General features: G+C 61.0%; 8 protein-coding genes. 1 reads left to right on the top strand and 7 read right to left on the bottom strand.

The genetic code is table 11. The features are described 5' to 3' along the window. Positions 1–7 precede the first annotated feature (7 nt). The 4 genes from AC19YS_RS11120 to AC19YS_RS11105 form a co-directional block, all read right to left on the bottom strand. Positions 8–1,705, bottom strand: coding sequence for a molecular chaperone HscC (locus AC19YS_RS11120; RefSeq protein ID WP_124416654.1), 1,698 nt, complete (start codon positions 1,703–1,705; stop codon positions 8–10). A gap of 546 nt (positions 1,706–2,251) precedes the next feature. Further along, positions 2,252–3,709 carry an AdeC/AdeK/OprM family multidrug efflux complex outer membrane factor gene (adeC, locus tag AC19YS_RS11115; RefSeq protein WP_119738870.1) on the bottom strand — a complete coding sequence of 486 codons (1,458 nt, stop codon included), beginning with the start codon at positions 3,707–3,709 and terminating at the stop codon, positions 2,252–2,254. Then, positions 3,706–6,870: an efflux RND transporter permease subunit gene (locus AC19YS_RS11110; RefSeq protein ID WP_119738872.1), complete on the bottom strand. Its 3,165-nt coding sequence runs from the start codon at positions 6,868–6,870 to the stop codon at positions 3,706–3,708. The genes adeC and AC19YS_RS11110 overlap by 4 nt, the downstream gene beginning before the upstream one ends. A 3-nt stretch (positions 6,871–6,873) precedes the next feature. Then, complete coding sequence (locus tag AC19YS_RS11105) at positions 6,874–8,022, bottom strand: efflux RND transporter periplasmic adaptor subunit (RefSeq protein ID WP_119738874.1); 1,149 nt, start codon at positions 8,020–8,022, stop codon at positions 6,874–6,876. A gap of 286 nt (positions 8,023–8,308) precedes the next feature. On the opposite strand from AC19YS_RS11105, the gene AC19YS_RS11100 reads away from it, so the two are divergent. Beyond that, entirely contained in the window at positions 8,309–8,941 is a 633-nt protein-coding gene (locus AC19YS_RS11100; RefSeq protein WP_106577073.1) for a TetR family transcriptional regulator, read from the top strand. 372 nt (positions 8,942–9,313) lie between these two features. Here AC19YS_RS11100 and AC19YS_RS11095 read toward each other — a convergent pair whose 3' ends face one another. Genes AC19YS_RS11095 through AC19YS_RS11085 form a run of 3 tightly spaced genes read right to left on the bottom strand, consistent with a single transcriptional unit; the run spans position 9,314 to position 11,898 of the window. Beyond that, complete coding sequence (locus tag AC19YS_RS11095) at positions 9,314–10,369, bottom strand: alkene reductase (RefSeq protein ID WP_106577072.1); 1,056 nt, start codon at positions 10,367–10,369, stop codon at positions 9,314–9,316. Positions 10,370–10,400: 31 nt separating this feature from the next. Beyond that, the gene (locus AC19YS_RS11090) at positions 10,401–11,567 is read right to left on the bottom strand and encodes an MFS transporter (RefSeq protein WP_106577071.1); all 1,167 of its coding nucleotides are present in this window, start codon (positions 11,565–11,567) and stop codon (positions 10,401–10,403) included. Positions 11,568–11,580: 13 nt separating this feature from the next. After that, complete coding sequence (locus AC19YS_RS11085) at positions 11,581–11,898, bottom strand: ArsR/SmtB family transcription factor (RefSeq protein WP_106577070.1); 318 nt, start codon at positions 11,896–11,898, stop codon at positions 11,581–11,583. Between the last annotated feature and the right edge of the window lie 127 nt (positions 11,899–12,025).

Here is a 12,025-nt window from a genome sequence, read left to right as displayed (position 1 = left end):
TTCTCCCTCAGCGCCAGAACCCGTTGTCGAGTTGCTCTAGTTGACGGGTGAGTTCGCTGCGGGCCTCACGGATGCGGCGTTCGTCCTGGGTGTCGAGCACTTGCTGGAACTGCGCGGCCCAGTGCCCGAGCTGCTCGCGCAACTCGCCGAGGTTTTCCTGGTAGAGCCGTTCGAGGCGGGCGGTCAGCACGGTGTTGACCTGCTGGTCGCGCGGGTGAATCTTCAACAGCGCCAGGGCTTGCAGACGTTGCTGGATCTCCTGCGGGCTGAGCACGCCGGGGTTGTTCTCGATCACCAGTGAGTGCTGCTCGCCGGTCAGCGGGATGTTCACCTGGGCTTCGAGCAAGCCGTTGTTGTCGTAGGTGAAGCGCACGTCCAGCGAGACCTCGCCGGCCTTGCGCTTGGGCACGGGAATTTCCAGCTGGCCCAGTTCGATGTTGTCTTTCACCAGACGGCTTTCGCCCTGGTAGATTTTCAACAGCACGCGGCTCTGGTCGTCGTGGAGGGTGACCACACTCTTGACCCGGCTGACCGGCACGCTGCTGTTGCGCTCGATCAGCGGCAGGTAATGCCCGCTTTCGATATGGCCGCCATATTGGTTCGAGGTTTCGATGCCCAGGGTGTAGGGGCAGACGTCGGTCAGCACGATCTCTTCCAGCGCTGCCGAACGGGCCTTGAGCGCTGCCTGAATCGCCGCGCCGTGAGCGACCACCTGGTCCGGATCGAGGCTGATGGACGGGAAGCGTCCGAACAAGCCGGCGGCCAGTTTGCGCACCAGCGGCATGCGCGTGGTGCCGCCGACCAGCAGGATTTCATCCAGATCGCCGACCCGAATCCGTGCGTCACGCAGGGCGCGCTCAATCGGCGCTCGCAGGCGTTCCAGCAAGGGCGTGTAGAGCTTGGCGAGTTCAGCCTGGGTGATGGTTGTGACCCATTGCTGGCCGTCAACGCGCAGGGCGAACTCGGCGCTGTCGTCCTGGCCCAAGGCTTTGCGCACGCGCTCGGCTTCGCGGCGCAGGGCTTGCAGCACGGTGCTGGTGGGCGGGAAGCCCTGGGCGTTGCGCTGGCTGTCGACAAAGTGTTCGAGCAATAAGGTGTCGAAATCTTCGCCGCCCAGGAAGTTGTCGCCGGCGCTGGCGCGCACTTCCATCACGCCGTCGAACAGCTCGATGATCGACACGTCGAAGGTGCCGCCGCCGAGGTCGAACACCAGGAACGAGGTTTCCTTGTCACGCTGGTGCAGGCCGTAAGCCAGGGCAGCGGCGGTGGGTTCGTTGATGAGTTTTTCAACGTTGAGCCCGGCCAGTTCACCGGCGATGCGCGTGGCCTTGCGCTGGCCGTCGCTGAAGTAGGCGGGCACGCTGATCACGGCTTCAGTGACGCTTTGGCCGTAGGTGCGCTCGATGTCTTCTTTCAGGCTTTTGAGCACCAGCGCCGAGAGTTCTTCGGGGCGGAACGAGCGGTCGCCCAGGCGCACTTCGGTGGCACTGCCCATGTAGCGCTTGAACAGCGAGGTGGTCAGGTGCGGGTGGGTGTGCAGGCGTTCCTTGGCGGCTTGGCCCACCAGGATACGGCCTTGGTCATCCAGGCCGACCACACTCGGGGTCAGCAACTGGCCAAGGGCATTGGGCACCATTTCGGCAGCGTCACCGCGCCAGACAGCGGCCAGGCTGTTGGTTGTGCCCAGGTCGATTCCTACGATCATTACGACAAGCTCCCTTTGTGGTCTGTAAGAATCTGTAACCAATTTTACCCTGAAAGGTTCCGCAGAAAGCAAGGTGCGAGACTTGATACGGGTCGCCGTGTGGGGTCGGGAATGCGCGGGGCCTGCCAGATCAAAATAAAAAGCACAGTACAGTGGGCTTGAGTTGGCAGAGGTAAAAGCACAGCAAAAACAAAGCAGTAGAGGACCTCCTGAGGTGATGAGGTCCAAATGTGGGAGCGGGCTTGCTCGCGAATGCGGTGTGTCAGTCAGCTCATTTTTAACTGACCCACCGCCTTCGCGAGCAAGCCCGCTCCCACAATTTAACCGAGTTCAGCTCCCCCTTTAGGTCGACTGGCACACCGCTTCTGTTTTGCTTTTCTGTGGGAGCTGGCTTGCCTGCGATAGCGGCGGGTCAGTCAGTACAGGTGTGGCTGACACACCGCTATCGCAGGCAAGCCAGCTCCCACCTTTGATTCACGGTGCTTAATGAAGCGGCAAAAAAAACCGCTTCCGGTAAGGGAAGCGGTTTTATTTACAGCAGCACGATCAGAACAACTTCAGTGCCGGTGCTTCTTCTTTCACAGGCTCGTTCTTCGCGGTCTGCTCGTTCCAGCCACCACCGAGGGCTTTGTACAGGTTGACCTCGCTGTTGAGCTGCGCCAGACGGTCGGTGATCAGCGATTGCTGGGCACTGAACAGTTGGCGCTGGGCGTCGAGGAACGTCAGGTTGCTGTCGACACCAATGCGGTAGCGACGCTCGGCCAGGCGGTAGTAATCCTGGTTGGCCGCGACGAAGCCACGCTGGGCGTCCAGTTGCTGCTTGTAAGTCGCGCGCGCGGCGAGGCCGTCGGAGACTTCCTGGAAGCCAGTCTGGATGGCCTTCTCGTAGTTGGCCACGTTGATCTCTTTCTGGATCTTCGAGTAGTCCAGGCTTGCGCGCAGGCTACCGGCGTTGAAGATCGGGATGTTGATCTGCGGCGCAAACGACCAGGTGCCCGAACCGCCTTTGAACAGGCCGCCCAAAGTTGGGCTGGCAGTACCGGCACTGGCGGTGAGGCTGATGCTCGGGAAGAACGCTGCACGCGCCGCGCCGATGTTGGCGTTGGCGGCCTTGAGGTTGTACTCGGCCTGCACAATGTCGGGACGACGTTGCAGCAGGTCCGATGGCAACCCGGCTGGCACTTCGCTGAGCAGGTCATCCGACAGCGGCTTGCTGGCGATATTGGCCGGCAAACCGGTGCCAAGCAGCAGGGTCAGGCTGTTTTCGTCCTGGGCCACCTGGCGTGTATAGCGCGCCAGTTGCACCCGCGCGTTTTCCACCGAGGTGCGCGCCTGGCTGAGGTCGAGGGCCGAGGCCACGCCGACTTCGTTGCTGCGCGAGGTCAGCTTGTAGCTCTGCTCGAAGGCACCGAGGGTGTCCTGGGTCAGCTTGAGCAGTTCCTTGTCGGCCTGCCAGGTCAGGTAGGCGTTGGCCACACTGGCCACCAGGCTGATCTGGGTGCTGCGCCGCGCTTCTTCAGTGGCGAAGTACTTTTGCAGTGCTTCTTCGCTGAGGCTGCGCACGCGGCCGAACAGGTCCAGCTCATACGAGCTGATGCCGAGGCCGGCCGAGTACTGGCTGGTGATGCCCGCTTCGCCGGTCTGCGACAACTTGGCCGGGGTGCGTGTGCGGCTGCCGCTGCCAGTGGCCGAGATGGCCGGGAACAGGTCGGCGCGCTGGATCTGGTACTGCGCCGCATAGGCATCGATGTTCAGGGCCGCGACACGCAGGTCACGGTTGTTGACCAGCGCGGTCTGGATCAGTTGCTGCAGGGCCGGGTCATGGAAAAACTGCTTCCAGCCCTGCTCGGCAGCGGCCTGGCCCGGCGCCTGGGCCGACGAATACGCCGGCCCCTGCGGGTACTGCGCTGCGACCGGCGCTTCAGGGCGCTGGTAGTCAGGTATCAGCGAGCAGCCACTGAGCACGAATGCCGTGACGGCTAGGGAAAGTAGCGACTTGCTCATTGGCCAGCCTCTTTAGGAGTTTCAGTAGTGTCCGTCTTTTTGTTGCGCTCGCCAGCAGACGACACGGTTGCAAAGAACAGTGGCACCCAGAAGATCGCCAGGACGGTGGCGGTGATCATACCGCCAATTACGCCGGTACCGATCGCGTGCTGGCTGCCTGAGCCTGCGCCCGAGGAGATGGCCAGCGGCAATACGCCGAGCATGAACGCCATGGACGTCATGATGATCGGACGCAGACGCATACGAGAGGCTTCGATGGCCGACTCGACAATACCTTTGCCCTGCTCGTGAAGCTCTTTGGCGAATTCCACGATCAGGATGGCGTTTTTCGCTGCCAGACCCACCGTCACCAGCAAGCCCACCTGGAAGAACACGTCGTTGGACAGGCCGCGCAGACTGGTGGCGATCAATGCACCGATCACACCCAGTGGCACCACCAGGATCACCGCGATTGGAATCGACCAGCTTTCGTACAGCGCTGCCAGACAGAGGAACACCACCAGCAGCGACAGGGCGTACAGCGCAGGTGCCTGGGAGCCGGACAGACGTTCTTCATACGACAGGCCGGTCCACGAGTAACCGATACCGGACGGCAGATCCTTGGCGATGCGCTCGACTTCCGCCATCGCGTCACCGGTACTGTAGCCAGGCGCTGGAGTCCCGAGGATTTCCATTGCCGCTACACCGTTGTAGCGCGAGAGCTTCGGCGAACCGTAGATCCACTTGCCCGACGAGATGGCCGACAGTGGCACCATCTTCCCGGAGGTGCTGCGCACGTACCACTTATCCAGGTCTTCCGGAGACATGCGGCTGGCCGCGTCACCCTGCACATACACCTTCTTCACACGACCACGGTCGATGAAGTCGTTGATGTAGCTACCCCCCAGGGCAATGGCCAGGGTCTGCTGGATGTCCGACAGGCTGATGCCTTGGGCGCTGGCTTTTTCGTCGTCGACCGACAGCTCGTATTGCGGCTCGTCGTTCACGCCGTTGGGGCGCACGCCCGCCAGGATCTTGCTTTGTGCCGCCGCACCCAGGAACTGGTTGCGCGCATCCATCAGCTTCTGGTGGCCAACGCCGCCCTGGTCTTGCAGGAACACGTCGAAACCGGTGGCGTTACCCAGCTCCAGTACAGACGGTGGAACGACGGCATACACCATGGCGTCCTTGAACGTCTGCGAGAAGTAGCCTTGGGCGCGCTTGGCAATCTCGAACACCGAGGTGGATGAGTCACGCTCGTCCCACGACTTGAGCATGACGAACGCCAGGCCAGAGCTCTGGCCACGACCGGCAAAGTTGAAGCCGTTCACGGTGAACACCGATTGAACGCCTTTGCCTTCGCCTGGCTCGCCTTCCTTGTTGTTGAGCAAGTAGGCGCGCATATCGTCGATGACTTTTTGCGTGCGTTCGGCCGAAGAGCCAACCGGCGTCTGCACCTGGGCAAAGATCACACCCTGGTCTTCGTCGGGCAGGAACGCGCTTGGAATGCGGGTGAACATCCAGATCATGCCGGCCAGGATCAGCGCATACACCAGGAATGCCGGGAGCTTGTGCTTGATCATGTTGCCCACGCCGCGCTCGTAGCTCAGTACGCCACGGTCGAAGGTGCGGTTGAACCAGCCGAAGAAACCACGCTTGGGTTGGCCGTGCTTTTCCGGATCGATCGGCTTGAGCATGGTGGCGCACAAGGCCGGGGTGAAGATCAGCGCAACCAGTACCGACAGCGCCATCGCCGAAACAATCGTGATGGAGAACTGCCGGTAGATCACACCGGTGGAGCCCCCGAAGAATGCCATTGGCAGCAGTACCGCCGACAGTACCAGCGCGATACCGACCAGGGCGCCCTGGATCTGGCCCATGGACTTGATCGTCGCCTCCTTGGGCGACAGGTGTTCCTCGGCCATTACCCGCTCGACGTTTTCCACCACAACGATGGCGTCGTCCACCAGCAAGCCGATGGCCAGGATCATGCCGAACATGGTCAGGGTATTGATGGTAAAACCGAACGCTGCGAGGATCCCGAAGGTGCCCAGCAATACCACCGGTACGGTCATGGTGGTGATGATGGTGGCGCGGAAGTTCTGCAGGAACAGGAACATCACCAGGAACACCAGCACGATCGCTTCGACCAGGGTGTGAACCACACCGGAAATCGATTCGGTCACAACCGGCGTGGTGTCATACGGCACCACCGCCTTCATGCCAGGCGGGAAGAACGGTTCCAGGGACGCAACCGTGGCACGGATCGCCTTGGCGGTGTCCAGTGCGTTGGCACCGGCGGCCAGTTTGAGCGCCATACCCGAGGCCGGCTTGCCGTTGAACTGCGCGCTGATGCTGTAGTTCTGGCCACCCAGTTCGATACGGGCAACGTCACCCAGGCGAACTTGCGAGCCGTCGGCATTGACCTTCATCAGGATCTTGCCGAACTCTTCGGCCGATTGCAGACGTGTCTTGCCGATGATGGTGGCGTTCAGCTGAGTGCCGGGCAGGGCAGGCAGGCCGCCCAATTGACCGGTGGCCACCTGGACGTTCTGCGCCTGAATGGCGTTGCTGACATCCACCGGCGTCAGCTGGTAGTTGTTCAACTTGGCCGGGTCGAGCCAGATACGCATGGCGTACTGCGAACCGAACACCTGGAAGTCACCCACACCGGCGGTACGGGAGATCGGGTCCTGGATGTTCGACACGATGTAGTTGGACAAGTCGTCCTTGGTCATGCTGCCGTCTTCCGACACCAGACCGATCACCATCAGGAAGTTCTTCACCGACTTGGTCACGCGGATACCCTGCTGCTGTACTTCTTGCGGCAGCAGTGGGGTCGCCAGGTTCAGCTTGTTCTGCACCTGAACCTGGGCGATGTCCGGGTTGGTACCCTGGTTGAACGTCGCGGTGATGGTCATGCTGCCGTCGGAGTTACTGTCCGAGGCGACATAACGCAGGTTGTCGATACCGTTGAGCTGTTGCTCGATGACCTGCACCACGGTGTCCTGCACGGTTTGTGCGGACGCGCCTGGGTAGGTCACCTGGATGTCGATGGCGGTCGGCGCAATGGCCGGGTATTGGTTGATGGGCAACTTCAGGATCGACAGTGCCCCGACCAGCATGATCACCAGGGCAATTACCCAGGCGAAAATGGGACGGTCGATAAAAAATTTCGACATGGATTACTCCCCTTTACCAGCATCGGCAGCAGGCGCTGCGGCAGTGCCGGCGGGTTTGGCGTTGTCTGCGTCCTTGACCTTGACTTCGATGCCCGGCTTGATGAATTGCAGGCCTTCGGTGATCACGCGGTCACCGGCGTCCAGGCCTTTTTCCACCAGCCAGTAGGCGCCGGCAGTACGGTTGGCGACCAGCTGACGTTGCTCGACCTTGTTGTCCTTGTTCACGATCAGCGCAGTCGGGATGCCCTTGAGGTCACGGGTCACGCCTTGCTGCGGGGCCAGAATGGCCTTGCTGTTCACACCAGCTTGCAGCTGGGCGTGGACGAACATGCCCGGCAGCAGGGTGTGATCAGGGTTCGGGAACACGGCGCGCAGGGTCACGGAACCGGTGGTCTGGTCGACCGACACTTCAGAGAATTCCAGCTTGCCGTCCTGGCCATAGGCACTGCCATCTTCCAGGGTCAGCTTGACCTTGGCGGCATTTTCGCCGGCTTTTTCCAGCTGGCCGCTTTCCAGGTCACGGCGCAGTTTCAGCATTTCAGCCGAAGACTGCGTGACGTCGACGTAGATCGGGTCCAGTTGCTGGATGACGGCCATGGCATCGGCCTGGCCATTGCTGACCAGTGCGCCTTCGGTGACCGAAGAACGGCCAATACGCCCGGAGATCGGCGCGAACACTTTGGTGTAGCGCACGTTGATCTGGGCGGTTTGAACGTTTGCTTCGGCAGTCATGCGGTTGGCGACGGCCGTGTCGTATTCCTGGCGGCTGACGGCTTGCTCATCGACCAACTGCTTGTAGCGGTCGGTGATGGACTTGGTCTGGGTCAGGCTGGCTTGTGCGCTTTTCAGGGTCGCGTCATACACCGACGGGTCGATCTGGTAGAGCTGTTGCCCTTCCTTCACGTCGGCGCCTTCCTTGAACAGGCGCTTGAGAATGATGCCGTTGACCTGAGGCCGAACTTCCGCAATGCGGAAGGCGGTGGTACGCCCCGGCAATTCGGAGGTCAGGGTAAAGGCTTGCGGTTGAATGGTGACCACGCCGACCTGAGGGGTTTGAGCGGGCGGAGCCGCTTCTTCCTTTTTACATCCGCTGAGCAGCGATGCCAGGGCGACGGCAGTGACCAGAGCGGTAACAGCTGGCTTAAGTTGCATGAAGATCCTCGGGTCAGGCGCGCAGAATGCGCACAAGAAGTGTGGAAGGGTAAAAAACAAGCTGTGAGTAGATAAGTAGCTTGCTACGCAATATACTTACGTTCATGGTTGTTTGTAAACTCTTGACAGGCTTCGCGGAATGTTGACAAAGCATGTCCAAAAGCCTCGATTTTAGTACGTTCGGCGCCCATGACGGTGTCGTCCCACAATTATTCAGATGATCGTTACCGCCTATTAAAGCTGCGTTACCGATAGTCCCAAGTGTTCTGATTGAGGTTTTACTGCCATGGTTCGTCGCACCAAAGAGGAAGCTCAGGAAACGCGCAGCCAGATTCTCGAAGCCGCTGAACAGGCCTTTTACGAGCGCGGCGTTGCGCGCACGACGCTCGCGGACATCGCGGCGCTGGCCGGTGTGACGCGCGGTGCCATCTACTGGCATTTCAGCAACAAGTCCGATTTGCTCCAGGCATTGCTGGACACGCTGCACGAACCCTTGGACGAACTGGCCCGGGCGAGTGAAAGCGAGGATGAAGTCGACCCGCTTGGCTGTATGCGCAAGCTGCTGATTCATTTGTTTCATCAGGTGGCCCTGGACCCGAAAACCCGGCGCATCAATGAGATTTTGTTTCATAAGTGCGAGTTCACCGATGAAATGTGTGACATGCGTCGCCAGCGCCAGACCCATAGCCTGGAATGCAACCTGCGTATCGGCCTGACATTGCGTAACGCGGTCCATCGCGGGCAGCTTCCGGAAAATCTCGACACCACCCGTGGTGCGGTGTGCATGCATGCCTACATCAATGGGCTGATCGGCCAATGGCTTCTGGTGCCCGACAGCTTTCAATTGCATCAAGAGGCTGAGCGCTGGGTTGATGCAGGGCTGGACATGCTGCGCCTGAGCCCCAGCCTGCGCAATTAAGACAAAATGCGTAATTGCGTCCAGTTGTGTCAACAGTAAAGACGAGAGACAGTCAATCGTCCTTGCGCCTGAAGGGTGGGGTGACTTTATATACGGGCTGGCGGCCGGTTGATAGGTAGCCGCCTAAGTATTTTGTAGCAATATTGTTGCAAGCCTGTGAAGGAATGTTTCCAAAGCTGGCGCAAATCAAGATGGTGTGGCGGCTTGTGTGGGAGCCGGGCTTGCCCGCAATGCAGACACCTCGGTCCGCCAGAGGCACCACAACGCTGCTATCGCAGGCAAGCCAGCTCCCACATTCAGATCTCTGAGTATTCCAGCGTGCAGTAAAAAGCCCCGGTTCCTGCGAACCGGGGCTTTTTGCGTTTCAGACGATCAAAGCGCCAGGGTTGGGTAGTCGATGTAGCCGACCGGGCCCTTGGCGTAGAAGGTTTCCGGGTGCGCTTCGTTCAGCGGCGCGTCGGCCTTCAGGCGGGCCGGCAGGTCCGGGTTGGCAATAAACGGTACGCCGAAGGCCACCGCGTCTGCCTTGCCCGAGGCCAGCCAGGCGTTGGCGCTGTCCTTGGTGAAGCGTTCGTTGGCAATGTACGGGCCACCGAAGGCTTTTTTCAGTTGTGGACCGAGGCTGTCGCCGGCTTCTTTTTCGCGCGAGCAGATGAACGCGATGCCACGCTTGCCCAGTTCACTGGCGACGTAGGTGAAGGTTTCGGCCAGGTTGTCGTCGCCCATGTCATGGGAGTCGGCACGCGGTGCCAGGTGCACACCCACGCGGCCGGCGCCCCAGACGTCGATGGCGGCGTCGGTCACTTCCAGCAGCAGGCGCGCACGGTTTTCCAGGGAGCCGCCGTAGTTGTCGGTGCGCTGGTTGGTGCTGCTTTGCAGGAATTGGTCGAGCAGGTAACCGTTGGCGCCGTGGATTTCCACGCCGTCAAAGCCTGCGGCCTTGGCGTTTTCGGCGCCGACGCGGTAAGCGTCGACGATATCGGCGATTTCAGCGGTTTCCAGCGCGCGTGGCGTCGGGTAGTCGGCCAGCGGACGCACCAGGCTAACGTGGCCCTTGGGCTGGATCGCGCTCGGTGCCACCGGGGTTTCGCCGTTCAGGTACGACTCGTGGGAAATGCGGCCGACGTGCCACAGTTGCAGGAAGATCTTGCCGCCCGCGCCGTGCACGGCCTTGGTCACATTGGCCCAGCCGCGTACCTGGTCGTTGGACCAGATGCCCGGGGTGTCCGGGTAGCCCACGCCCAGCGGCGTCACGGAGGTGGCTTCGCTGAGGATCAGCCCGGCAGACGCGCGTTGCACGTAGTACTCGGCCATCAGCGCGTTGGGTACGCGGCCTTCATCGGCACGGCAGCGGGTCAGCGGCGCCATGATGATGCGGTTGGACAATTGCAGGTCGCCCAGTTTGATCGGATCGAAAATAGTCGTCATGGGATAACACCCTTCTCTTTAAGTGGATTGATCAGTTGGTCGCAGGGGCCAGGTCGGCATCGCCGCTCTGACGGAAAGTAATCAGGGTCACCAGCAGGGCCAGGATCGCCAGGGCCGCAGCCGCCAACGGCACGCTGGTCAGGCCGAAACCGTGGGCAATCACACTGCCGCCGACCCAGGCGCCGAGGGCGTTGCCGATGTTGAAGGCGCCGATATTCAGGGTGGACACCAGGTTCGGTGCGGCCTTGCCGAAAGTCACCACGTTGATCTGCAGCGCCGGCACGGCGGCGAACGAGGCGGTGGCCCACAGGAACAGGGTGATCTCGGTCGGGATCACCGCGACGCTGGTCCAGGTCAGTACCGTGGACACCACCGCCATGCTGATGAACACACCGATCAAGGTGGCCGCCAGGCGTTTGTCCGCCAGCTTGCCGCCGATGATGTTGCCCACGGTGAGGCCCAGGCCGATCAGCAACAGGGTCCAGGTCACGCCTTTGGGCGACACGCCGGTGACGTCGCCCAGCAGCGGCGCGACGTAGGTGAAGAGGGTGAACATGGAGGCGGCGAACAGCGCGGTCATGGTCAGCGACAACCAGATGCCGGCACCTTTGAGGGCGGCCAGTTCGGCGCGCATGTCGAGTTTTTCTTCGTCACGCTTGGCCGGCAGAAAGCGGATCAGGCCGATCAGCGCCACAACGCCGATCACCGTCACGGCCCAAAAGGTCGAGCGCCAGCCGGCTTCCTGGCCCAGCGCGGTACCCAGCGGCACGCCGAGCACATTGGCCAGGGTCAAGCCGGTGAACATCAAGGCCACTGCCGAAGCGCGCTTGTTGGCCGGCACCAGGTTGGCGGCGACCACTGAACCGATACCAAAGAACGCACCGTGGCACAGCGCGGTGACCACACGGGCAAACATCAGCACGTTGTAGTCACTGGCCAGGGCGCAGAGCAGGTTGCCAATGATAAAGATGCCCATCAACGCGACCAGGGCAGCCTTGCGCGGCAGCTTGGCGGTGGCCAGTGCCATGAAGGGTGCGCCGATGGCCACGCCCAAGGCGTAGCCGGTGACCAGCCAGCCGGCGCCGGGAATCGACACGCCAAGGTCCGCCGCCACATCGGGCAGCAAGCCCATGATGACGAACTCGGTGGTGCCGATGGCGAAGGCGCTCAGGGCCAGTATGAGTAGCGAGAGGGGCATTTGCGTTTCCTTGTTACAGCGCCGGTGCGCTGAGTTCTGTAATAAGCGCCGTGAGAAAGGCTTGGATCACTTCCTCATTGCGTCTGAAAAAGTGCCACTGCCCGGCCTTCTGGCTGCTGATCAAACCCGCCCGTTGCAAGGTTGCCAGGTGGGCCGACACGGTCGACTGGGACAAGCCGCAGCGCTGGTCGATCTGCCCGGCGCAGATGCCGTATTCGTGGTTGTGCAATTGCTCGGGGAACTGCACTTTCGGGTCTTTCAGCCAGGTGAGGATGTCTCGTCGTACTGGGTGCGCCAGGGCTTTTATTATTTCGTCGAGGTCGATGGACATGGCAGATGCTCGTTTTCGTAAAACGTTATATCGCGATGAGGCGAACTTTAAATCGTTACATCCCGATACACCAATATGCTTTTGGTCTTAAGACCGGCTATTTCGGTATATCGGGTTATAACGATAC

Source organism: Pseudomonas sp. MF08831 (assembly GCF_059862645.1).
The sequence above is the reverse complement of the archived record's forward strand: the minus strand, read 5'-3'. Positions and strand labels throughout refer to the sequence as shown.

Coding starts and splice junctions, on each gene's coding strand:
- AC19YS_RS11120 (WP_124416654.1), bottom strand. CDS start 1,705: ATGATCGTAGGAATCGACCTGGGCACAACCAACAGCCTGGCCGCTGTC.
- AC19YS_RS11090 (WP_106577071.1), bottom strand. CDS start 11,567: ATGCCCCTCTCGCTACTCATACTGGCCCTGAGCGCCTTCGCCATCGGC.
- AC19YS_RS11100 (WP_106577073.1), top strand. CDS start 8,309: ATGGTTCGTCGCACCAAAGAGGAAGCTCAGGAAACGCGCAGCCAGATT.
- AC19YS_RS11085 (WP_106577070.1), bottom strand. CDS start 11,898: ATGTCCATCGACCTCGACGAAATAATAAAAGCCCTGGCGCACCCAGTA.
- AC19YS_RS11105 (WP_119738874.1), bottom strand. CDS start 8,022: ATGCAACTTAAGCCAGCTGTTACCGCTCTGGTCACTGCCGTCGCCCTG.
- AC19YS_RS11095 (WP_106577072.1), bottom strand. CDS start 10,369: ATGACGACTATTTTCGATCCGATCAAACTGGGCGACCTGCAATTGTCC.
- AC19YS_RS11110 (WP_119738872.1), bottom strand. CDS start 6,870: ATGTCGAAATTTTTTATCGACCGTCCCATTTTCGCCTGGGTAATTGCC.
- adeC (WP_119738870.1), bottom strand. CDS start 3,709: ATGAGCAAGTCGCTACTTTCCCTAGCCGTCACGGCATTCGTGCTCAGT.